Below are 22,948 nucleotides of genomic sequence, written 5' to 3' on the forward strand. Positions count from 1 at the left end.
CCCCTCCCTGCCGGTTCGGTTGTCAGTGTGTCCGGTTACGTTCCTCCCATCACTGACCAGCTGGGAGGAGAGCGGCCGTGGCGTGGGTGGAAACGGGAACGGGCGGTTACCAAGTCGCCTTCGACGAGGAGGGCAAGGTGGTCTGCCGCAACGCGGCCGGCCGCCTGCTGAAGGCCGTCCCGCCGAAGCTGAACGACGACCCGGCGGTCGTCGGGCTCAAGCAGCTCACCGAGTGGCTCGAGGCGCACCGGCGCGGCTGCCTGGAGACCGTCGAGCGGTGGATGGTCCGCTCGCTGCCCGTGCCCGCCGCCGTCGTCATCGCCGTCTGGGCGGACGAGGCCTGGCGGGAGGTCCTGCGCGACCTGGTGGTCACCGGGCCGGACGGCGCCGTCGCCGGCTTCCTGCGTGGCGCCGACGCCGAGCGCGGCCTCGGCCTGGTCGACCTCGACGGGGACACCGTCCGCCTCACCGACGGCGAACTGCGGATACCCCACCCGGTCCTGCTGGAGGACCTCGACGAACTGCGCGAGTTCGCCGTCGAACTCGGCGTCTCCCAGCAGGTCCAGCAGCTGTACCGGGAGGTCTGGCACCGGCCCGACGACACCGCCGGCACCGAGGTCTCCACCTACGCCGGCGGGCACTACGCCGCGCTGCGCGACCTGCTCGGCCGCTGCGCCCGGCTCGGCTACCGGGTGCGCGGCGGACACGCCGTGCTGCCCGTCGTCGAGGACGGCCTCGCCCTGGAGGCCCGGGTCTGGGTCGGCGACTACTACGAGTACGACGAGTGCGAGACCGGCGCGCTCAGCTGGACCGGCCCGGACGGCAAGGTCCTGCCGCCGGCCGAGGTCGGACCGGTCGCCTGGTCCGAGGGGATGCGGATGGCCGCCGCACTGTACGCCGGCCGCACGATCGAAGGGGAGGAAGCCGCATGAGCACCACCACCGGACCCGACCGCACCACCGGTGCGCCCGGCGACCACGCCCGCCACGAGCGGCTGCTGGAGGCCGGGGCGATCCTCGCCCCCGGCACCCTGCCCGGCGTCGGCACCCCCGACAGCGCCGCCGACGTCCTCACCGCCCGCACCTACGCCCACCCCGCCCTCGACGGGCGCCGGATCGTGCGCCTGGTGCCCGGTGCGCTCGGCCCCGCCGAGGACGCCGCCGTCGACTTCCTCGGACTCGCCCCCGACACCGAGCCCGCCGAGGTCGGCCAGGTCCGCCAGGAGGCGCTCGGCTTCCCCGCCTGGGCGCTCGTCCACGACCCGGCCAACGGCCACCACGCGCTCGCCCTGGTCAAGGAGATGGAGCGGCTCGCCCGCCAGGCCAAGTCCAAGCCCGGCCACGCCAAGGACGGGTTCGACGAGCTCGCCGTGCGGCTCGGCCGCGCCGTCCCGCACTTCCTGCCCACCTACTGCGAGCAGGTCGGCCGGATCTTCCTCGGCCAGGGCAACCAGACCTACGCCAGCACCTTCTTCGGCAAGGCCCGCGAGGCCGAGCGCACCCACAACCTCGCCGTCGACGAGGAGCGGCTGCGCGCCGTCTTCCTGGAGTTCGCCCTGGCCGGCGCGCTCAGCGTCAAGGCACTGCGCCAGTACGTCAAGGAGCTGAGCGGCCGACTCGACCCGCTGACCGCCTGGCAGCGGTTCCGCCAGCTGTGCACCGAGCGCTCCGCCGCCGGCATGGCCCCCTACGCCGGGATCGCCGAGGACGCCCGCGCCCTGCTCAAGGCCGCCGGCCTGGAGCGCGAGGAGCACGAGCGCGAACTGCTCGCCGAACTGCTCGCCTCACCCGCCGTCAACCGGGCCCCCGGCACCTTCTGGACGGTCTGGCGCGGCGCCGTGGTCGAGCTCGGGCAGCGCGACGACACCGTGCGCGCCCGGCTGCTGGAGCTGATGCCCGACCCGCCCGGCAACAACGACGCCGACGTCCAGGACGCCGCCTGGCTCGCCCTCCTCGCCGACAGCGGCGCCGAACGGCTGCTCACCGACCCGCCCGCCGCCGGCGCTGCCGCGGTCGCCGACGCTGACGCTGCCTCGGCCGAGGCCCCCGAGCCGGCCGCCGCCTGGCTGCAGCGCTGGACCAACCACCTCGGCCGCGGCTGGCGCGACCGGGGCCTGAACACCGAGACCGTCGGCCTGGTCACCCGCATGCTGGAGCGGCTGCGCGCCGAGGCCGTCCCGGTCGACCTCTTCACCGGGGTGCGCCGCAGTGCCACCCAGCTCGAACTCCTCGACCTGCTGCTCGCCGAGGGCGTCCCGGTCGCCGACCCGGCGGACGACCACACCTTCCTCATCCAGCACTGGGTCGCCGCCTCCTCCGCCGACGGCCGCACGCTGGCCGCCATCGCCGCCGACCCCCGCTTCCGCTCCGCGCTGCGCGCCGCCGTCCCCGCCGTCTGGGGCACCGTCGACAGCCGGGGCCTGGCCGCCCGGCCGGTGCTGCGCGAACTGTTCGTCGAGTGGTCCGACGCCCGGGTCGGCGAGCTGGAGGCCGTCCGCGGCCTGGAGAGCGCGGGCGCACTGCTCGGCGAGCTGAGCTCCCACCGCACCGGCATCCGCGACGAGAACCCGGCCGCGGCCCGGCGGATCGCCGACCTCGACGTGGCCGGGCTGCTCGCCCGCGCCCTGCGGGGCGGCATCCTCGACGAACTCGCCTGGCCGGCCCTGGAGGAGGCGCTCGCCAAGCTCGGCGCCGAGGACGGCGACGCCCCCGGCTTCGGCAACGGGCGCGGCCTCCCCAAGGGGCTGATGCTCCAGGAGGCCTGGCCGAACCTGGTACTCGCGCGCGGCAACCAGGTCGTCGTGGCCGGACCGCAGGGCATCGTGCTCGAACACACCCTGCGCATCCCCGACAAGCTGGAGAGCCACCAGCACCCCCACTTCCGCTTCGTCGACGGCGAACTGCTGGTCGCCTGGTTCCACGACGGCAAGCAGCACGCCTACTGGTCCGGCCGGCCCGCCGAGACCTTCGTCCTCGGCGGCGAGAGCATCGCCCGCTACTACGGCGGCAGCGACGAGATCGAGATGCCGAGCCTGCCGCTGCCCGGCGGCGGCCGCACCGGCGGCCACCGCCCGCTGCACGTCGGCGACACCCAGGTGCCCGACCAGGACCACGTCCTGACCGACGGCACCGGCCACTGGACCGCCCGCTGGAACCGCGGCGGCAACGTGCTGCACGAACTCGACGCCGCCACCGGCACCCTGGGCCGCGCCTCCGAGCCGCCGCGGATCGCCGCGGGCGCGGCGGCAGGGCGCCTCGACATCGGCCGCACCCGGCTGCTGCCGCTCCTGCCGGGCCTGGAGGACACCCCGCTCGGCACCGACGGCACCGTGCTCGGCAGCTGGACGCGGGCCGACGGCCCCCGGATCACCACCGGCACCGCCGACGGCACCACGCTCGTCGTCGAGAACTCCCGGCACCGGACCGCGACGTACCCGCGCGGCCGGCTCGCCCTGCCCGGCGGCGGCCGGCCGGTGGTCCAGAGCGGCAACGGCGACCACCTCGGCCTCGGCCTGCCCGCCGCGCACTCCGCGGCGGACGGCACCGTCACCGCGGACCCGACCGGCTACACCGCCGACCTCGAACCCGGCCGCCCCGGCGGCCTGGACGCCGCGGGCACCCCCGTCGTGCCGCCGCTCTCCCACTGGCACGCCCTGCGCCCGCGCGACGAGCAGGGATCCACGCTGCTGCGCTCCGTCACCGAGGAGCAGGCCGCCCGGCTCATCGACGCCGCCTGGCCGGCCGACGCCGAACCCGTCCCCGCCGAGGAGCAGCGCTGGATCACCGTCCAGGGCGTCCGCCGTCCCGTGGTGAGCAGCGACAAGACCGTCGAGGGGCTCCCGCTCGACGCCGTCGCGGAGATCCTGCCGGGCATCACCCACCGGCGGCTGCTGGCCGGCGTCACCGGCGTGGCCCGCACCGCCGCCAACCTGCTCGACAGGGTCGCCCGCTACCTGCCGCAGCCCGAGGACGGCGGCCGCACCGCCGACTCCTCCGAGTACGCCCACCGGCCCGAGCACGGGACCGACTACGAGCTCAGCGAGGCCGTCACCCTGCTGCTGCCCGGGATCGGGGGATTCGGCCGCTCCTGGGACCGCAGCGCCAACTACCGCGTGCTCAACAACCTCCGGACGGTCGGCGCCGTGCTCGCCGAGCCCCCCGCGGCCGACGGCGACGGCTGGAGCACCCCGCACCGGATCGACCTGCACGGCGACGACACCCACCACGGCTGGCTGCACGTGCTCGGCAAGCTCGGCGTCCTCGCCTACGCGGCCGCCGCCCCGCTCACCTCCGCCGAGCACCGCGCCTCGCTCGGCGTGCTGCTCTCCGAGTTCACGGACGGGCCGCTCGCCGACCGCGGGGCCACCGTGCGCCAGCTCCTGCTCACCGAGCCGCTCACCGACGCGAGCACCAAGGAGGAGAAGCACGAGCGCCGGGCCGGCCAGGTCTGGCGGCACGGCGGGCGCACCGTGATCGTCCTCGGCTGCAGCCACCACGCCGACGACAAGGTCGTCTGGCTGGCCGTCGACCACGACCCGAGCGCCGCCTTCGGCCCGGTCGCCCACTTCGGCACCGCCCTCGAACGCACCACCGAGGAGACCGTCACCGCGGCCTGGCTCGCCCGCTTCACCGCCCTGCTCGCCGAGCGCGGCGCCATCACCCACCGCGCCGACCGCGCCGCCGACTTCGGCGAGCGCACCGGCATCGGCGCCGTCCGCTCCGCCCTGCTGTTCAGCCCCACCAGCGCCCTCGTCCAGTGGTACGGCTCGCCGCTGCCCGCCGAGGCGCTCAAGGAGTACGGCCTCAAGTCCGGCGAGGCCAAGGCCGCCCGCGACTGGCTGCGCGGGCGCGAGCGCTCCCTCCTCGCCGAGGTCTGGGCCGCCCTGCTGCCCGAGAACCCGGAGGACCTCTGGGCCACCGGTCCGGACAGCTCCTCCGGCGCCGCCCACTGGACGCGGCGCCTCGGACGGATCGTCACCCTGCCCGACGAGGACCAGGCCGCCGTCAGCGGCGCCGACGTCCAGCGGATCGAGGAGATCCTGAACGTCGCGACCACCCCGTGGCTGAGCCGCACCACCCGCCAGCGGCTGCGCGCCGAGGGGGACGCGGGCACGGTGGGCCTGCTGCCCGACGACGCGGACGCCGTGCCGGACCACAGCACCCTGCCCGAGTTCGTCGACGCCCTCGCCTGGCTCGCCTACCGGCTGTCCTGGAACAGTCCGCTGCGTGCTCTGCTCGCCCCGGCCGTCCAGGCACTGCGCACCCGCCTGGCCGACCCGGAGCTGCTGCTCGCCTACGACCTGCGCCGCAACAGCAAGGGCGAGCCGCTGGCCGCCGTCCTGCGCACCCGCTACGGCCTGCCCGCCGAGGGCGGCGCCGACGCCGACGGACTGGTCCGCTGCGGCGAGGCCGTGGTGCTGTCGCCCGGCCACAACGACGCGGAGTGCATCTGGTGGCGCCCGGCGGGCGTCAGCGGCGCGCAGGACCCGGCGCTGGAGCTGCTCGCCGGCCTGGCCGAGGGCTACTGGCTCGCCCGCCAGCGGTCCGTTCTCGCCGCCCTCCTGGACGGCACCCTGGACCGGCTGGCCGCCCTGCCGGACCTCCCCGAGGCGGCCGGGGCCGCCGACGCCGGGGCCGAGTTCTGGCCCCACCACCCGCTGCTCACCGTGCCGGAGCTGGTCACCGAGGTCGCCAAGACCCAGGAGCTCGGCGAGGACGCCGCGGTGCTCTACCTCCAGCTGCTCGCCCTGCCCGACCCGACCGACCGCAACGTGGCCCGCTGGACGGGCTGGAAGCCGGCCCGGCTGAAGAAGGCGCGCGCCGAACTCCTCGCCTCCGGGCTGGTCGTGGAGGCCAAGCGGGCCCGCGCCGGGCGCACCCTGTTCCTCCCCTGCGGCTGGCAGGAGGCCAAGGCCCCCGGCCTGCCCGTCGAGACCTGGAAGGCCGGCCTCTACACCCTGCCCACCCACCACGCCGCACTGCCGCAGCTGTCCGTTCCGGAGCTGTTCACCCGGGCCTGGCAGCGCGTCACCGACGGGGACGCCCCCGGCTTCGAAGAGCTCCAGACCGGCAAGCGCAGGAAGGCCCGCCGATGACCACCACCACGACCACCACCACGAGCGCCGCCACCGCTCCGCCCGGGCCGGCCGCCCGGCAGGTCGTCCTGCCGGAGGAGAAGCACGCCGCCGAACTGGAGTTCCTCGCCGCGTACGACTCCGGCCCGCGCCCGCCCGGCTGGCGGCTCACCCCGCGCGCCGTCGTCACCTTCGTCATGGGCAGCGGCGGCGAGAAGCTCAAGGCCGGCCGGAAGAGCCTGGCGATCGAGCAGAAGTTCGTCGGCGAGCGGGCCCTGGTCGAACGCTGCGTCGTCACCCTCGCCGGCGAGCGCGGCCTGCTGCTCGTCGGCGAGCCCGGCACCGCCAAGTCGATGCTCTCCGAACTCCTCGCCGCCGCCGTCTGCGGCAGCAGCGCGCTCACCGTCCAGGGGACCGCCGGCACCACCGAGGACCAGCTCAAGTACGGCTGGAACTACGCCCTGCTGCTCGCCAAGGGCCCCAGCCGCGACGCCCTGGTGCCCTCCCCGGTGCTCACCGCGATGACCACCGGCGCGGTCGCCCGGGTCGAGGAGGTCACCCGCTGCCTGCCCGAGGTCCAGGACGCCCTGGTGTCGCTGCTCTCCGAGCGGCGGGTCGCCGTCCCCGAACTCGCCGGCACCCCCGACGGACAGCTGCACGCCGTCCCCGGGTTCACCCTGATCGCCACGGCCAACCTGCGCGACAAGGGCGTCAGCGAGATGTCCGCCGCCCTCAAGCGGCGGTTCAACTTCGAGACGGTCGGCCCGATCGGCAGCCTCGCCGCCGAGGTGGACCTGGTCCGCCGCCAGTCCACCGCCGCCGTCGCCCGCGCCGGCGCCGCCTACGCGGTGGACGACGCGGTCCTGGAGGCCCTGGTCACCGCCTTCCGCGACCTGCGCACCGGCCGCTCCACCGAGGGCTGGGACGTCGAGCGTCCCTCCACCGTGATGAGCACCGCCGAGGCCGTCTCGGTGGCCACCGCCCTCGGCGTCACCGCCGCCTACCTGCCCGACGGCGGCGACCTGCTCGGCCGCCTCCCCGGCCAGCTCATCGGCGTCGTCCGCAAGGACGACCCGGCCGACGCCGCCCGCCTGCTCGGCTACTGGGACGGACCGGTCCGCCGCCGTGCCGAGCAGGGCGCCGCCACCTGGCGCACCCTGTGGGAGCTGCGCTCCGCCCTGGAGCACTGACCCCCGCGCCGGCCCGGCGCCCCCGGCGGGCGCCGGGCCGGCCGGCAGCCACACCCCCGATCTCCCCAACTCCCGAACTTCCACCGAGAGGTGAACACATGAGCAGCGCGGTGCCGCCCGGCGGGGCGGGCCCCGGCCTCGACGACCCGCGCGGGACGGTCGAGGCCCAGGCCGCCCGGCTGGCCGCGTCCGGCCTCGACACGCCCGGCCCCTACCTGATCGGGGTGCGCCACCACGCGCCCTCGCTCAGCGCCGTCGTGCCCGCCCTGCTCGACGCCGCCGCGCCCGAGGTGCTGCTGGTCGAGCTGCCCGCCGAGTTCCAACCCTGGCTCGACCTGCTCGCCGACGAGGCCACCAAGGCCCCGGTCGCCCTCGCCGCGGCCCCCGCCGCCGACCGCTCGGACGAGCGCGCGGACGGGATCGGCGCCGACGCGGGCCACGGCGCCGGGCTCGCCTTCTACCCCTTCGCCGACTTCTCGCCCGAACTCGCCGCCCTGCGCTGGGCCCGCCGCCACGGCGTCGAGACCGTCGCCTGCGACCTGCCGCTCGCCGTCCGCGAGCGGTACACCGAGCGCGGGCGCACCGGCTCCGACGCCCGCCCCGGCGTCGCCGACGCGCTGCGCCACCGCCTCACCGGGCGCGACGACGACGAGGACCTCTGGGACCGCCTCGTCGAGACCGCTGCCCCCGGCTCCACCCCGGAGGCCGTCCGGCGCGCCGCCCTGCTGGTCGGCTGGGCGCTGCGCCGCGACGCCGAGGACGGCCCCGGCGTCGACGCGTACGACCTGCGGCGCGAGGCCTGGATGCGGGAGCGCATCCGGGAGGCGGGCGCCGGCGGCCGCCGGGTCGCCGCCGTCATCGGCGCCTTCCACGCCCCCGCGCTCACCGAGCCCGCCGACGGGCCCGCCGACGAGCCCGCCGACGGGCCCGCCGACGGGGCGGCCCCGGACGCGCGTCACGTGGTCTCCCTGATCCCGTACACCTACCCCCTCCTCGACGCCCGCTCCGGCTACCCGGCCGGCATCCGGGACCCCGAGTGGCAGCACACCGTGCTCGACGCCGCCGGCGACCCGGAGCGGCTCGCCGAGGCACTCGTCCGCACCGCCGTGCGGATCTGCGAGGCCCTGCGCTCCCAGGACCACCCCTCCGGTCCGGCCGACGCCCGGGAGATCGTCCGGCTCACCGGCGACCTCGCCCGGCTGCGCGCCCTCGCGGCCCCCGGGCGCGGCGAACTCGTCGAGGCGGTGCAGACCGTCCTCGCCCAGGGCGAACCCCTCGGCCGGGGCCGGGCGGTGGCCCGAGCGCTGGAGAAGGTCCTGGTCGGCACCCGCACCGGGGAGCCCACTCCGGCGGCCCCGCGCAGCGGCCTCGCCCCCGCCGTCGAGCAACTGCTCGCCGACCTCGGCCTGCCCGGTCCCGGTGACACCGCCGAGCCCGCTCCCCGCGACCTGCGGCTCGACCCGCTCCGCTCACCCCTCGACCGGCGCCGCGAACTCCTCCTCCACCGCCTCACCGCCTGCGGCGTCCCCTACGCCGAACCCGTCGAGACCGCCGGCGCGGGCGGCACCGAGACCCTCACCACCCGCTGGCGCGTCCGCTGGACCCCGGCCGTCGCCGCCATGCTGACCGTCGCCGGCACCCGGGGCGTCACCCCGGCCCAGGCCGCCGAGGGCGCCCTGCGCGAACGGCTCCGTCGTGAACAGCAGGCGGACGGTCCCACCGCCCGCGAAGTCCTCCAGGGCCTCGCCGACGCCGCCGCCTGCGGCCTCCCCGCGCTCACCGACACCCGCCTCACCCAGCTCACCGCCATCCTCCCGGCCGGCGGCACCCTCCCCGACCTCCTCGACGCCCTCGCCCTCCTCGACCGCCTCACCGCCACCCACCAGCCCGCACCGCCCGCCGTCCCGGCGGACGGCGGCGCGTCGTCGGGGTCGCCGGTCGTGCCCCCGCCCGCCGCGCCGCACGGCCGGAGCACCGCGTCCGTCGGCGCGGGGGCTGCTCCGGCCCCGGCGCCTGGCGCCGGCTCGCCTGGGTTGTCGGTCGTGAGTTCCCCCACCGGTGGTCCGGCGGCTGTCGCGTCACAGGGGGAGGCCGTCGTGCCCGCCGGTGCCGGTGCTCCGGCCGCCGGCGGCGCGTCGACGGGGACGGCCGTGCTCTCGCCCGGCGTGGTTCCGTCGGCGACGCCGGCCGGTGGTCCGGCGACTTCCGGGTCGGCCGGCGGTTCCTTCCCGGCCGGGCCTGGCGGCACTTCCTCAGGTCCCGCCCCGGCGGAAGGCCCGGTGGTCTCCGCTGCGGGTGGTGGCACGCCTGCGGGTGCCTTCGGCCCCGGCCCCGGTCCCGGCGGCGCGGTCGCCGGATCGGCGGCCACGGCGCCGTCGGACACCGCCGAGGACGGCGGTCGCAAGGCGTCGGCAGATCCCGCAGATCCCGCAGATCCCGCCGCCCCGGCGGATCCGGTGCTCGCCGCGCTCGCGGCGGCGGCCGAGGTGGTGACGGTGGCGGCGGTGCGGCAGTTGGAGGGGCTGGGCGGGTCGGACGAGGCGGACGACGCCCGGGCGCTGGTGGAGCTGGCGCGGCGGGCGGACCTCTCCGGAGGCGTGCGGCTCCGCCACACGCTGGCCGAACTCGCCGACGGCGGAAGCCCCCTGGTGCGCGGCGCGGCCGGGGCGGTCCGGGTGCTGCTCCGGCAGGAGGAGCCGGTGGTGTTCGGCGACCGGGCCGCCTCCTGGGTCGACGGCGCCACCGGGCCCGACGCCCGGCACGCCCTCGGGCGGGCCCTGGTCGGACTGCTCACGGCCGCCGAAGGGCTGTTCTCGACCGCGCCCGAGGTGCTCGAACCCGTACTGGAACGGGTGGTCACGCTCCCCGACAACGCCTTCCTGGACCGTCTGCCCGCGCTGCGCGGCGGGTTCGACACGCTCAGCCCGGCCGCTCGCGACCGGCTGCTGCGGCTCGTCGAGGAGCGCCTGGGCACCCGCCTGGACACGCTCCCCGAGGAGGTGCCGCCCGCGCTGCTCGCCGACTGGTCCCGCGCCGACCTGGCCGCCCGCGCCGCACTCTCCCGCCGCGGGCTGCTCCCGGCCCTCCTCCCACCGCCCACCGCCGAGACACCCGCCCCGGCCCCCGCCGCCCGCGCCTCCACCACCACCCCCGCCCACGCCCCCGCCCCCACCCCCGCCCACGCCCTCGGCCCGGCCGAGCGCTGGCGGCTGCTGCTCGGCCGACCGGGCAACGGCGGCCTCGGCGGCCGGGCCGCCCGCCTCGCGACGGCGCTCGACGAGCTGTACGGGACGGGCCACGGCGAGGGCTCCGGCCCCGGCCTGGACGGCCGGGGCGGCGCCGGCGGCAACCGGGGCGGGCGCGAGGCGCCGTACCCGGGTGTCCGCGAGTGGGCCGAGGAGCTGACCGCCCTGTTCGGGCCGGGCCTGCGCGAGGAGGTGCTGGCGGCCGCCGTCGCCCATGGCCGCGGCGACGCACTGGAGGCGATCGACCCGGGCGCCGTCCGGCCGTCGGTCGACCTGCTGCGCACCGTCCTGGAGCACGCGGGCGGCCTGCCCGAGGCCCGGCTGGCCGGGCTGCGCCCGCTGGTCCGGCGCCTGGTCGACGAGCTGAGCCGTGAGTTGGCGACCCGGCTGCGCCCCGCCCTGACCGGGATCAGCGTGCCGCGCCCGAGCCGTCGCCCGGGCGGCGGCCTGGACCTGCACCGCACGATCCGCGCCAACCTCGCCACCGCCCGCCCAGCCGATCGCGCCGCCGGTCCGTCCGCCGTCGGCCTGTCCGCCGCCGACCCGTCCGGCGATGGACCGGGCGGCATGGTGATCGTGCCGGAGCGCCCGGTCTTCCGGACCAGGGCCCGCCAGGCGTCCGACTGGCGGCTGATCCTGGTCGTGGACGTGTCCGGCTCGATGGAGTCGTCGACCGTCTGGGCGGCGCTGACCGCGTCGATCCTGGCCGGGGTGCCCTCGCTGAGCACCCACTTCGTCGCCTTCTCCACCGAGGTGGTCGACCTCACCGACAGGGTGACGGACCCGCTGGGCCTGCTCCTGGAGGTCCGGATCGGCGGCGGTACGCACATCGCGGCCGGTCTGAAGTACGCGCGGAGCCTGGTGACCGTGCCGTCCCGCACGCTGATCGCGGTGGTCAGCGACTTCGAGGAGGGCGGCCCGGTCGGCGGGCTGCTCGCGCAGACCCGGGCGCTGGTCGACTCGGGCTGCCACCTGCTGGGCTGCGCCGCACTGGACGACACCGGGACGGCCCGGTACTCGAAGGCGGTCGCGGGCCGCCTGGTCGCGGCCGGGATGCCGGTGGCGGCGCTCAGCCCGCTCGAACTGGCCCGCTGGGTGGGGGAGAAGGTCCGATGACGGAGATGGCAGGGACAGTGACGGGAACGGGAACGGGGACGGGAACGGGGACCGGCGCGCAGTGGCCGGCGGTCCGGCCGGAGGTGGTCGCCGAGGTGGTGGCCGGGCTGTCGGCGCGGTTGCAGAAGCGCCTGGACGGCGCCGCCGCCAAGCTGGCCGAGCGGCCGGTGGAGCGGACGGGCGAGGACTGGCGGATCGCCGTTGACGAGGAGTCGGTGCTCGTCCTGCACGCGCCGGGCGGGGTGGTCGCCGACCAGGCGGACGTGCGCTGCGGCTGCCTGCTGGCGCCCGCCTGCGTGCACCGGGCCGCGGCGGTCACGGTCTGCCCGCTCGCCGACGACGAGCCCCTCGCCGAGAACGAGCCGCCCACCGACGGGGGCAGCTCGTCGGGCGGGGAATCGCCGGCCTCCGAGGCCCCCTCCTCGGCCCCACCGGCGGCTCAGCCCGGGTCCGCTCAGCCCGCCGCGGACCTCACCGCCGCCGAACGGGCCGCCGTCGCGCACCTGCACCGGGTGGGCGCCGCCGTGCTGGCGGCCGGCGTCGGCGGCGCGGGCGCGGTGCTCCAGGCGGAACTGCTGCGCGCGGCCCACCGGGCCCGGTTGGCCGGCCTGCACCGGCCGGCGGCCGCGGCGGTGGCGGTGGTCACCCGGCTCCGCGCCGCCCGTTCGGGCGAGCCGGACCACCGCCTCGCCGACCTGGTGGCCGGCCTGCGTGAACTCCTCGGCCTCAGCACGGCCCTGGCCCTCACCACCACGCCGCGGCCGGCCCCGCCGGAACCGGACGCGGCGGAAACGGCCACGGCGACCGGGCCGGGCGTCGCGGAACTGCGCGGGACGGCCCGCCAGGCCTACGCGCCGGCGGGCGGACTGCGGCTCTACGGACTGTTCGCCGAGCCGGTGCTGACGGCCACCCACGCGGGGGTGCTCACCTGGGCGGTGGACGCGGGCGGCGGGCTGCACACGATGGCCGAGATCATGCCGCACACCGACGCCACGGGGGCGCCGCCGCAGGCGGTCGGGGCCGGGAACCGGGCGGTGCGGCTGGGGGATGCGATGCTCAGCCACCGCGAGTTCACCCGGGCCGGGCTGGCCGTGCAGGGGGCGACCAGGTCGGCGTCCGGACGGCTCGGGGCGGGCGCCTCGGTCCGGGCGGTCCGCGCGGCGGGCGCGACCTGGACGGCCGAGCCGCTCGCCGCGCTCTGGGGCGAGCCGCCGGCCGCCCAGGTGGCGCGGGCGCTCGCCGCGGGGGCGCTGCCGCCCGACGCCCGGCCGGCCGGGAGCGAGCTGCTGTTCCTGGACGTGACCCTGCTCGGCGCGGCGCCGTACGGGCCGGGCGGGGAGCCGCGGCTGCTGGCGGAGTGCGATGGGGCGGTGGTGGCGCTGCGTGCCGCGCACGACCATCCGGGGCTGGCGTACCGGGGGAACCTGGCGCTGCTCGCCACCGCCCCGGGCCTGCGGCTGCGGGTGGTCGGCCGGCTGGAGCGCTCGGCCCGCGCCGAGCTGCGGCTGCTGGCCGTCGGCGTGCCGCCCACCGGCCGGTCCACGACCGACGCCGACGAGCCCGCCGCGTCCGCGGACCCGGCGGAGCCCGCCCTCGCGCTGCCCGCCGACCGCGTGGGCCGGGTCAACCTGGGCCTGGAGCGGCTGCAGACGGCGGACCTCACCCGCCCGCCCGCCGGTCCGACCGGGACCGGGGCACCGACGCCCATCGATGCCTCCGGCGGCGGTGCCGAGGTCCCGACCGCCCCCGTGCACCTGCTCGCCCGCCGGGTGGAGCAGGCGGTGACCGGCGGCCGGGCCGCGCTGGCGCTCGGTTCCCGCGCGGCCGACGACGACCGCGCCCGGCTGCGGTCGGCGGGGCTGGCCACCGGTGCGGCGCTGCTGGAGGGGCTGTTCGCGACGGCGGTGGACCAGTCGCGCGACGTCTTCGGCCGGGTGGTCGCGGACGACCACGGCGCCTTCGCGGCCGCCTGGCTGGCGGCGGCCTGGTACGAGGAGGAGCTGGCCTCGGCGCTCTGCGCGACCGCCTGGTCCTGGCCGTCGGACGCCGCTGCGCCGGAGGAGGCCGCGAACCGGACATAAGGAGAACTATTTGCACAAGCAGGTAAGCCGCGCCGAATGGCATAATTGGGCGGAGAAGGACGTTCCACCGGAATCACCGGAGCTCGACCGGAGCACGACCCGAGCGGAACCCGAGCAGAGAGAGGCGAGCCATGGGGATCCAGGACGACGCCGCCGAGATCCGCGCCAGCGGCTGGCGGACGCTTGCCGCGCTGCACGGCCTGATCGACTCGGCGCTGGAGAAGGCGCTGCAGGCGGAGCACCGGCTTTCGGTGGTCGAGTACACGGTGCTGGAGGCGCTGTCGCGGCAGGACGGCTGGCACATGCGGATGCAGCAGCTGGCCCGCGCGGCCGCGCTGAGCAGCAGCGCGACCACCCGGTTGGTGAGCCGGCTGGAGGACCGGGGGCTGCTCAGCCGCTATCTCTGTGCCGACGACCGGCGCGGCATCTACACCGAGCTGACCCCGCAGGGGCGCGAACTGCTCGCCGCGGCCCGTCCGCTGCACGACGCGACCCTGGAGGCGACGCTCACCGAGGCCGCCGACCTCCCCGAACTGGCGCCGCTGGTGCGGGCCCTGTACGACCTGGAGCTCACCCCGGCGGCCCCGGCCAAGGCATGACCTCGCCCCCGCCGCTCACCGGTGCCGCCCCCCCGCGCGGGGCCCCCACGCACGGAGCCCCCCGCGCGGAGCCTCACCGGGCGGCGGCGAGCGCGTCCTGGCGGACCCGGTCGAGGAGGGCGAGCAGCAGTTCCTTGCTGGACGCGCGCTCCCGGACGTCGCAGAGCAGCACGGGCACGTCCGGGTCGAGGTCCAACGCGCGACGGACGTCCTCGGGGGAGCAGTCGCGGCGTCCGTAGAAGCAGTTGACGCCGACGGCGAAGGGGATGCCGCGCTGCTCGAAGAAGTCGACGGCGGCGAAGCTGGACTCCAGCCGCCGGGTGTCGGCCAGGACGACGGCGCCGAGCGCGCCGAGCGCCAGGTCGTCCCACATGAACCAGAACCGGAACTGGCCCGGCGTGCCGAACAGGTAGAGCACCAGGTCCTCGCGGACGGTGATCCGCCCGAAGTCCATCGCGACGGTGGTGGTCGACTTGCCCTGGACGCCGTGGAGGCTGTCGATCCCGATGCTGGCGTCGGTCATCCGCTCCTCGGTCTGCAGCGGTTCGATCTCGCTGACCGAGCCGACCATGGTGGTCTTGCCGACGCCGAAGCCGCCGGCGACGAGGATCTTGACCGCACCCGGGACCAGGCTCTGGGTCGTCACGTCGGGTCTCCTGAAGGGGGATCGGGCGAGCTACTGGGCGAAGGGGGCCGGCGCGGATCAGAGCCGGCGGACGCCCTCGATCACGGCCTGGATCAGCGCGATGTCCGGCGCCTCGGCGAGCTCGACGGGCGCCCGGGTGAGGATCATCCGGGCCTCGGCGAGGTCGTCCAGCAGCACCTTGACCACGCTCACCGGGAGGTCCAGGACGGCCGCGATCTCGGCGACCGCGAGCGGGCGTTCGCGGCAGAGGTCCAGGATCGCCGCCGGTTCGGGCGTCAGCCGGCTGGTGTCCGTGCGAGGGTCGGCGGTGACCACCAGGGTGATCAGCGCGAAGCCGTCACGGACCGGGCCGGTGCGCCCGTTGGTGATGGCGTAGGGGCGGACCAGATGGCCGGCCTCCTTGTCGAAGAACCAGGCCTCGGCGGCGTCGACGGTCACGCACCGCCACCCGCATCCGGTTGGCCGGCGTCGCTGCGCGGCGCCGCGGTGAGGTACTGGCCGACCTGCTTGACCAGCATGTTGATCTCGTAGGCCATCAGCCCGGCGTCGACGGACTCGCTGGTGAGCACGGCGAGCCGGGCGCCCTGGCCGGCGGTCGTGACGAACAGGAACAGCTGGTCCATCTCGATCACGGTCTGCCGCACCCGCCCGCCGTTGAAGCGCTGGCCGGCGCCGCGGGCGAGGCTCTGCAGGCCGGAGGCGACGGCGGACAGGTGCTCGGCGTCGGCCCGGTCGAGCCCCTGGGAGAGCCCGACCAGCAGGCCGTCCTCGGACAGGACGATGGCGTGCCGGGTCTCCGGGACCCGCGACACCAGCTGGTCCAGCAGCCAGTTGAGGTCGCGCTCGGTGTCGGTGTGCTGCGTCATCACTGCTGTTCCTTAGCTGTGGGGGGCGCGTCCGGCTCGGACGGGGTGGCACGGGCGGTACGGGTGCCGCGCTGGATGGCGGCCATGGTGGCCCGCGAGCGCTGCGGCGAGGGGTCGTCGGCGGGCGGGGCGCAGGTGCCGGGCGGCCCGCCGTGGGGCGAGGGCTGTCCGTGGGGGGCGGAGGGCGCGTGGGCCTCGCGCAGCTGTTCGGCGAGGCTGGCGTTGCGGACCCGCCTGGGCAGGACGCGCGGCGTGCGCAGCTCGCCCTCGGGCCCGTACTCCGCGTGGGACTCCCCGGCGCGCTGGTGCGTGGGCGCCGCGGGCGTGGCCGACGGCTCGCCGCCGTCCACCGCCGGTGCGCCGGTCCCGCTCCAGGCCCCGCTCCAGGCCCCGGTCCTGGCCCCGGTCCCGGTTCCGAACCAGGAATCCGGCCCGGGGTCGTCCGCCGGGTCCAGGTACGGCCGGGGCGGGCCGGGCCGGGCCACGACCACCGCGCCCGGCAGGCCGGGGATCGCGGAGCCCACCGGCAGTCCGCCGTTGAGCGCCGGGTCGCCCGGATCGTCCTGGCCCTGCGGTCCGGCGCCCCCGGGGTAGTGGGCGAGCAGCTCGCCGATCACCACACTGCCGTCCCCCGGCACGACGCCCGGCGCCGCACCCTCGGCGTCACCCGCGCCGGCGCCCGGCTCGCTGCCCGGTTCGCGACCCGGCCCCCGCCCGGCCGCCGGACCGTTGCCCAGCAGCCCGTCGAGCACCCCGGCGAGCGCGCCCGACAACTCCTGGCCGACCGCACCCGCACCCGCACCCGCCGTGCCCGCACCCGTACCCGCCGTGCCGGTGCCCGTACCCACATCCACGCCCGCGCCCGCCTCGGCGCCCTCGCCGGCGCCCGCCCCGGTGCCGGGCCGCAGATCCGGCGCCGGGGACCGGGTGACCCGGGCACCCGCCGGCAGGCCCGCGACGAAGGACGGCGGCTCGGCCTGCTGCAACAGCGCCGCCGGCACCAGAACCACGGCCCGGGTCCCGCCGTAGGGCGAGGGGCGCAGGGTGACCTGGACGTCGTGCCGGGCGGCCAGCCGGGCGACCACGAAGAGCCCGAGCCGCAGGTCGTCGCCGAGCGCGGAGACGTCCAGCTCGGGCGGGTTCGCCAGGTACTCGTTGAGCCGCTGGTACTCCTCCTCGACCATGCCGAGGCCGCGGTCCTCGACCTCCACCACCAGGCCCTTCGGGACCTCCTGCGCGGAGACCTGCACCTGGGTGTAGGGCGGCGAGAAGGTGGTGCCGTTCTCGATCAGCTCGGCGACGAGGTGGATCACATCGGCGACCGCCTGGCCGCCGAGCGAGGTGCGGGGCACGCCCTGGACGACGACCCGCGAGTAGTTCTCGGTCTCGGAGACGGCGCTGCGCAGCACGTTGACCATGGGCACGGCGTTGCGCCAGCGCCGGGCGGGCAGCGCGCCGCCGAGGATGACCAGGTTCTCGGCGTTGCGCCGCATCCGGGTGGCGAGGTGGTCGACGGCGAACAGCTCGCGCAGCAGGTCGGGTTCCTCGTGCTCGCGCTCCAGCGCGTCCAGCATGCTGATCTGACGGTGGATCAGGATCTGGGTGCGGCGGGCGATGTTGAGGAAGACCTTCTTCGTCCCCTCGCGCCCCTGGGCCTGGTGGACGATGGCGGCGAGGGTGGCCTGCCGGGCGGCGGCGAGGCTGTCGGCGGCCTGCTGGAGCTCGTCCCCGGCCCGTCGGGGCGGGGTCCGGGCGGGCGGGACCGGGACCGGCTCGCCGGCCCGCAGCCGGCCGACGACCCCCGGGATCTCGTGCTCGGCGAGCGTCAGGGCGTCGGCGCGCAGGGCGGCGATCCGGGCCGGCAGTGCGCGCGCCGCGTGCACCCCGCGCGCCAGGCTCCAGAGCAGGACGGCGCCGACCGCCGCGCTGCCGGCGTACAGGGCGGTGCGCTCCCCGGCGTCGCGCAGCAGGTAGGCGGCGTAGCCCCAGGCGGCGGCGAGGCCGAGGCAGGGGACCAGCGCGAGAGCGAGGAGCGAGCTGCGGAGGGAGCCGGGCCGGCCGACGCGGTGGCCCGTCCGGGGGGCCGATATGCCTGGCATCTGATTCCTTGTAGCAGGGCCGAACGGCGGGGTGTCCGTGTGCGGTCCGGCCGGGGCCGCTGGGGCGCCGCGGCCGGCGGTGCCCGGAGGGTTGCCGGAGCCGGCGCCCCGTGGGGTCACCGTCCGGACGGATGCAGCACGGCCGCCGACTCCAGGCACGCTACCAGCCCCAGGTGTCCTCCGGGCAACATCAACTGACCATATGTGAACGCTTGATGACAGCGTGTCGGGAGTCTTGACGGCCCTTCGGTCGGGTGTTCGCACTGGTCAGCGGAGCCCCGGGGGGAGTGCCGGAGGGCTTTCCGGCGACCGGAATCCGGTCACCGGAAAGCCGTCAGGGGCAGGTCAAGAGGGGCTGTCCCGGAAGGCCGCGCCGCGCGCGGATCCGGAGGTCACCCCGCCAGCGGCATCCGCAGCATCGCCGCCTGTCCGGCCTGCAGCTCCGCCTCCGCCCTGGCCTCGCGCTCGGCCGCCTCGCTCCACGCCCAGCCGGCCAGGTCGGCGAGTTCGACCGACCACTGCTTGCCGTAGGTGCCCGCGGCCACCTGGCCGAGCCGCAGCCGCTGGACGTCCGAGGTGCCGGCCGGCGGGTAGGTGTGGGTGGCGTCGCGCAGGTAGCGCTCGATGTGGAACTCCGCCTGCAGTCCGCGGGCGGCGTGGATCTCCATCGCGTTGCGCGCCGAGTCCATCGCGTACTCGGTGTTGATCAGCTTGGCGTTCATCAGTTCGGCGTCGCAGGGCTTGCCGTGGTCCAGCAGGTGCGAGGCGTGGTAAGCGGCGAGCTTGGCGGTCATCAGCCGGGACTGCATCTCGCCCAGTTTCAGCGCGATGTTGGGCAGTTGGGAGAGCGGCTTGCCGTAGAGCACCCGCGCCTCGGCGAACCGCACGGTGTCCTCGACGATCGCCACGTGGATGCCGAGCGCGACCGCCGCCAGGTTCAGCCGCCCGTACAGGGTGGAGGAGGAGTAGGCGACGTCCAGGCCCTGGCTCTCCCGGCCGAGCAGGTTGGCGGCCGGGATCCGGCAGTCCTCGAAGACGAGTTCGCCGAAGCTGAAGCCGTGCAGGCCGCTCTGCGAGCCGAGGTCGCCGGTGCGGAAGCCGGGCCGGTCGCGCTCCACCAGGAAGGCGGAGAGCCCCCGGCTGCCCTGCCCGGTGCGCAGCACCACGCCGTGCACGTCGCCGACGTGCGAGTTCCCCACGAACCACTTGCGGCCGTTGAGCACGTACTCGTCGCCCTCGCGCCGGGCGGTGCCGGTCATGCCGAGCACATGGCCGCCGGACTCCGGTTCGGTGACGGCGATCGTGGGCAGCGCCGCCCCGGAGGCGAACCTGGGCAGCCAGTAGCGGCGTTGGGCGTCGTTGCCGAAGTGGATGACCTTGGCGACGCCCAGTTGTGAGGCCTGTGCCACCGCGCCCATGGCGCCGCTGACGCGCGACAGCTCCTCGACGATGACGGTCTTGGCGAGATGTCCCAGTCCCAGCCCGCCGAACTCGCGCGGGATGGTGACTCCGATCCAACCCCGGCGGGCGATCTCCCGCGCGAGTGCGAACTCGACCTGGCGCTCGGCCTCCATTCTGGCCACCTGCGGGCGCACTTCCTTCTCCGCGAACTCGCGCACCTCCGTACGGAGGTTTTCGTGTCGTTCGTCGGTGAAGTAGTCCATCGCCATGCCCCGGTCCTCTCGGGTTCGGTTCGTTCGGTGGATGTGCCTCCGTCCGTGCAGCCGATCCGCGTCGGCCGCCGAGGGCGTGGGGGATGTGACGGTGGCGGCCGGGTGCCCCGTTGCAATCCGGGTGCGTGCGGAAGTGCCGGCGGTGGCCCACGCTGCCCCTGGGGACCGCCGATTTTCGGCAGGGCTCATTGTCATATGTGCGTCGGGAGCGCTCTACCGAGGATCTTGGATTGGCGCGATCGGGTCGTTCGTCGGCTGTCGAGGATTGAAACGCCGCTGGGCGGGGATACGAGGGGCCCGCGATTCCCGGGTCCGTTGGATCCGAGGGTTCCGCTTCCGGTTCCCCGCCGGTTCCCGTCCGGAAGCCCGCTCGCCGCCTCCTTGTCCAACATGCGGCTTTGACGGAGCATCAGCATCCGGGACGGCGCGGGCCGGGAGCGCCGAAGGCGTCGGATGTCTGATTACATGTGCGCCATGACTGATGTGATGAGCACTCAAGGCCAGTTCCCGGGTGCCGCCGGGGAGTCGGAACGGGCCCGCAGGCTTCGCAGCCTGGGCCTCGACGAACCTGCCGCGGACGAGGCCTTCGACCGCTTCGCCCACCTGGCCGCCAGCATCACCCGCGCCCCCATCGCGATGGTCAACTTCATCAACGACGAGCGCCAGATGTTCCGGGGGCTCTACATTCCGCCAACCTCTCCCGACGTTCCGGCCGGCGAGGGCTCCTCCTGGGCCGACCGGGGCATCGCCTTCGACCTGCCGACGCGTCAGATGCCGCTGAGCCACGGCTTCTGCCCGCACGTCGTCGCCCAGCGCTCCCCCCTCGCGCTGGACGACATCCTCGCCTACCCCCGGTTCGCCGGGAACCCGGTCGTCGACGAACTGGGTGTGCGCGCCTACCTCGGCGCCCCCCTCGTCGACGACACCAACACCGTCATCGGCACCGTCTGCGTCCTCGACCGCGAACCCCGCCAGTGGGGCCGCGAGCGCCTGCGCGACATCCAGCACCTCGCCGAGGCCCTGCTCTCCGAGATCCGGCTGCGCGACAACCTGCTGGCCCAGCAGCAGGAGATGTTCGCCGCCTTCGACGGCTCGCCCTTCCCGATCATGCTCACCGACGGCCCCGGCCAGGAGATCCGCTACGCCAACGCCCAGCACGCCGAGGTCTTCGGCGCCCCGGCGGCGTACGGCGCCATCGGCCAGGCCTACCCGCAGCTCGGCGGCGCCGGCCTCCAGCAGGCGGTCTCCGAGGCCTACCGCACCGGCCGCGCCACCGTCCTCAACGACGTGCGCGTCCCGTCCCTGCGCCCCGACGCCCAGCGCGGCCAGCAGATCTTCAGCTTCACCTGCAGCCCGCTGCGCACCGCCCGCACCGGCCAGGTCAGCGGCGTGCTCACGGTCGGCATGGACGTCACCGCGCAGTCCCGCACCGAGGAGGAGCTCGGTACCCTGGCCGCGCTCCTGGTCGACCGCCTCCAGCAGAGCGGCGGCGCCTCCGTCAACCGTGCCGGCCTCGTCGGTGGCGGTGAGGCCGGGATCGTCCTGCCGGCCTGAGCGCCGGCCGCTCCTTGGCCTGTCCCTTCCCTGTCCTCCCCGTCCCGTTTCTCCCCTTCGATCCTCCTTCTCCGATCCTCCCCGCCCGCCCGCACCGCCGCGTCCGCCACCGCGGCGGGGCGCCTCTCACCCCCGAGGAGAGGCCCCCCGCCCCGGTGCTGTCCGGGCGGATGCCGCGCGAGCGGCCGCCGTGCGAGCCGAGGCAGTGCGAGCCGGGGCCGTCCGGGTGAACGCCGTCCGGGTGAACCGCCGGGCGCCGTCCCGCCGCGCACGCCCGCGCGCCGACCGCCGGTGGTAGGCATGGGCCGCATGCAGTGGTTCGCCGCCCCCGAGTACTGGCTCAGCAGACTGCTCGTGCAACGGCTGCTGGCCGCCCTCTACCTCACCGGCTTCCTCGCCGCGGCCCTCCAGTTCCGCGCCCTGATCGGCAGCCGCGGCATGCTCCCCGTCCCCCGCTTCACCGCCCGGATCCCGTTCCGGCACGCGCCCGGCCTCTTCCACCTCCACTACAGCGACCGCTTCTTCGCCACCGTCTCCTGGAGCGGCGCCGCGCTCTCCGCCGCCCTCGTCGCCGGCCTCGGCGACGCCGTCCCGCTGTGGACGTCGATGCTCTGCTGGACGGCGCTGTGGGCCCTCTACCTGTCGATCGTCAACGTCGGCCAGACCTGGTACTCGTTCGGATGGGAGTCGCTGCTGCTGGAGGCGGGCTTCCTGGCCGTCTTCCTCGGCAACGCCGACACCGCCCCGCCCGTCCCCGTGCTGTGGCTGCTGCGCTGGCTGGTCTTCCGGGTCGAGTTCGGCGCCGGACTGATCAAACTGCGCGGCGACAGCTGCTGGCGCGACCTGACCTGCCTGCGCTTCCACCACGAGACCCAGCCCATGCCCGGACCGCTCAGCTGGTTCTTCCACCACCTGCCCGACCCGCTGCACCGCGTCGAGGCGGCGGCCAACCACGTCACCCAACTCGTCGTCCCGGTCGGCCTCCTCCTCCCGCAGCCCGTCGCCACCTACGCCGCCTGCGTCGTCGTCGCCACCCAGCTCTGGCTGGTCGCCTCCGGCAACTTCGCCTGGCTCAACTGGCTCACCATCGCCCTCGCCCTCGCCGCCGTCGACCCCGCCCGCCTCGGCCTGCCCGTCCACCCGCGCGACTACGGCCCGGCACCCGTCTGGTTCGAGGCACTGGCGCTCGCCCTCACCGCCGCCGTCCTCGTCCTCAGCTACTGGCCGGTCCGCAACATGGTCTCCCGCCGCCAGGTGATGAACCGCTCCTTCAACCGCCTCCACCTGGTCAACACCTACGGGGCGTTCGGCAGCGTCAACCGGATCCGCCAGGAGGTCGTCGTCGAGGGCACCGACGAGGCGGTGCTCACCCGGCACACCGTGTGGAAGGAGTACGGGTTCAAGGGCAAGCCCGGCGACGTGCGCCGCGTCCCGCGCCAGTACGCCCCCTACCACCTGCGGCTCGACTGGCTGATGTGGTTCGCCGGCATCTCGCCCGGCTACGCCCGGCCGTGGTTCCTGCCGTTCGCCGCCCGCCTGCTGGTCAACGACCCGGACACGCTGCGCCTGCTGCGCCACAACCCCTTCCCGGACGGCCCGCCGACCCACGTCCGGGCGACCCTCCACCTCTACCGGTTCACCGATTGGCGGGAACTGCGGCAAACCGGCGCGTGGTGGCACCGCACGGCGCTCTACGAGTACCTCGCGCCGGTCGACCTCGCCACCCTGGCCCGCGCCGGCCACCGCCCGCCGCCCGCGCGGTAGGCGGCAGGCGGGCGGCACCGACCTGCGGACGAGCGACGCGGG

General features: G+C 76.0%; 13 protein-coding genes. 8 read left to right on the forward strand and 5 right to left on the reverse strand.

Annotated elements, in window-relative coordinates; genetic code table 11:
* The first annotated feature begins 77 nt into the window (after positions 1-77).
* The 6 genes from ACFCLZ_RS29895 (at position 78) to ACFCLZ_RS29920 (ending at position 14,304) form a co-directional block, all read left to right on the forward strand.
* A complete protein-coding gene (locus tag ACFCLZ_RS29895; protein ID WP_380281002.1) occupies positions 78-932 on the forward strand; it encodes a DUF4132 domain-containing protein in 855 nt (284 codons plus the stop codon).
* Positions 929-6,094 (forward strand): hypothetical protein, encoded by a 5,166-nt coding sequence (locus tag ACFCLZ_RS29900; RefSeq protein WP_380281003.1) that lies wholly within the window; start codon positions 929-931, stop codon positions 6,092-6,094. The genes ACFCLZ_RS29895 and ACFCLZ_RS29900 overlap by 4 nt, the downstream gene beginning before the upstream one ends.
* On the forward strand, positions 6,091-7,263 hold the full coding sequence (locus tag ACFCLZ_RS29905; protein ID WP_380281004.1) for an AAA family ATPase: 1,173 nt from the start codon (positions 6,091-6,093) through the stop codon (positions 7,261-7,263). Before ACFCLZ_RS29900 ends, ACFCLZ_RS29905 begins: the two co-directional genes overlap by 4 nt.
* A gap of 98 nt (positions 7,264-7,361) precedes the next feature.
* On the forward strand, positions 7,362-11,624 hold the full coding sequence (locus ACFCLZ_RS29910; RefSeq protein ID WP_380281005.1) for a DUF5682 family protein: 4,263 nt from the start codon (positions 7,362-7,364) through the stop codon (positions 11,622-11,624).
* On the forward strand, positions 11,621-13,705 hold the full coding sequence (locus tag ACFCLZ_RS29915) for a hypothetical protein (protein WP_380281006.1): 2,085 nt from the start codon (positions 11,621-11,623) through the stop codon (positions 13,703-13,705). The genes ACFCLZ_RS29910 and ACFCLZ_RS29915 overlap by 4 nt, the downstream gene beginning before the upstream one ends.
* A gap of 131 nt (positions 13,706-13,836) precedes the next feature.
* Positions 13,837-14,304: a MarR family winged helix-turn-helix transcriptional regulator gene (locus tag ACFCLZ_RS29920; RefSeq protein ID WP_380281007.1), complete on the forward strand. Its 468-nt coding sequence runs from the start codon at positions 13,837-13,839 to the stop codon at positions 14,302-14,304.
* Between the two features lie 73 nt (positions 14,305-14,377).
* On the opposite strand, the gene ACFCLZ_RS29925 is transcribed toward ACFCLZ_RS29920, so the two are convergent.
* The 5 genes from ACFCLZ_RS29925 to ACFCLZ_RS29945 form a co-directional block, all read right to left on the reverse strand.
* Entirely contained in the window at positions 14,378-14,950 is a 573-nt protein-coding gene (locus tag ACFCLZ_RS29925) for an ATP/GTP-binding protein (RefSeq protein ID WP_380281008.1), read from the reverse strand.
* Positions 14,951-15,007: 57 nt separating this feature from the next.
* Positions 15,008-15,388, reverse strand: coding sequence for a DUF742 domain-containing protein (locus ACFCLZ_RS29930; protein WP_380281009.1), 381 nt, complete (start codon positions 15,386-15,388; stop codon positions 15,008-15,010).
* The gene (locus ACFCLZ_RS29935; protein WP_380281010.1) at positions 15,385-15,816 is read right to left on the reverse strand and encodes a roadblock/LC7 domain-containing protein; all 432 of its coding nucleotides are present in this window, start codon (positions 15,814-15,816) and stop codon (positions 15,385-15,387) included. Before ACFCLZ_RS29935 ends, ACFCLZ_RS29930 begins: the two co-directional genes overlap by 4 nt.
* Positions 15,816-17,915 carry an ATP-binding protein gene (locus tag ACFCLZ_RS29940; protein WP_380281011.1) on the reverse strand — a complete coding sequence of 700 codons (2,100 nt, stop codon included), beginning with the start codon at positions 17,913-17,915 and terminating at the stop codon, positions 15,816-15,818. The genes ACFCLZ_RS29935 and ACFCLZ_RS29940 overlap by 1 nt, the downstream gene beginning before the upstream one ends.
* A gap of 392 nt (positions 17,916-18,307) precedes the next feature.
* Complete coding sequence (locus ACFCLZ_RS29945) at positions 18,308-19,585, reverse strand: acyl-CoA dehydrogenase family protein (RefSeq protein ID WP_380281012.1); 1,278 nt, start codon at positions 19,583-19,585, stop codon at positions 18,308-18,310.
* A 489-nt stretch (positions 19,586-20,074) separates the two neighbouring features.
* Here ACFCLZ_RS29945 and ACFCLZ_RS29950 point away from each other — a divergent pair, with 489 nt between their 5' ends.
* Positions 20,075-21,142, forward strand: a complete 1,068-nt coding sequence (locus ACFCLZ_RS29950; RefSeq protein WP_380281013.1) for a GAF domain-containing protein — start codon at positions 20,075-20,077, stop codon at positions 21,140-21,142.
* Positions 21,143-21,451: 309 nt separating this feature from the next.
* Positions 21,452-22,906: a lipase maturation factor family protein gene (locus tag ACFCLZ_RS29955; RefSeq protein WP_380286323.1), complete on the forward strand. Its 1,455-nt coding sequence runs from the start codon at positions 21,452-21,454 to the stop codon at positions 22,904-22,906.
* Positions 22,907-22,948: the final 42 nt, after the last annotated feature.

It is taken from the genome of Kitasatospora purpeofusca, from assembly GCF_042691725.1.
GTDB lineage: Bacteria > Actinomycetota > Actinomycetes > Streptomycetales > Streptomycetaceae > Kitasatospora > Kitasatospora purpeofusca_B.

Coding starts and splice junctions, on each gene's coding strand:
- ACFCLZ_RS29900 (WP_380281003.1), top strand. CDS start 929: ATGAGCACCACCACCGGACCCGACCGCACCACCGGTGCGCCCGGCGAC.
- ACFCLZ_RS29935 (WP_380281010.1), bottom strand. CDS start 15,816: ATGACGCAGCACACCGACACCGAGCGCGACCTCAACTGGCTGCTGGAC.
- ACFCLZ_RS29905 (WP_380281004.1), top strand. CDS start 6,091: ATGACCACCACCACGACCACCACCACGAGCGCCGCCACCGCTCCGCCC.
- ACFCLZ_RS29950 (WP_380281013.1), top strand. CDS start 20,075: ATGAGCACTCAAGGCCAGTTCCCGGGTGCCGCCGGGGAGTCGGAACGG.
- ACFCLZ_RS29915 (WP_380281006.1), top strand. CDS start 11,621: ATGACGGAGATGGCAGGGACAGTGACGGGAACGGGAACGGGGACGGGA.
- ACFCLZ_RS29940 (WP_380281011.1), bottom strand. CDS start 17,915: ATGCCAGGCATATCGGCCCCCCGGACGGGCCACCGCGTCGGCCGGCCC.
- ACFCLZ_RS29955 (WP_380286323.1), top strand. CDS start 21,452: ATGCAGTGGTTCGCCGCCCCCGAGTACTGGCTCAGCAGACTGCTCGTG.
- ACFCLZ_RS29920 (WP_380281007.1), top strand. CDS start 13,837: ATGGGGATCCAGGACGACGCCGCCGAGATCCGCGCCAGCGGCTGGCGG.
- ACFCLZ_RS29945 (WP_380281012.1), bottom strand. CDS start 19,585: ATGGCGATGGACTACTTCACCGACGAACGACACGAAAACCTCCGTACG.
- ACFCLZ_RS29910 (WP_380281005.1), top strand. CDS start 7,362: ATGAGCAGCGCGGTGCCGCCCGGCGGGGCGGGCCCCGGCCTCGACGAC.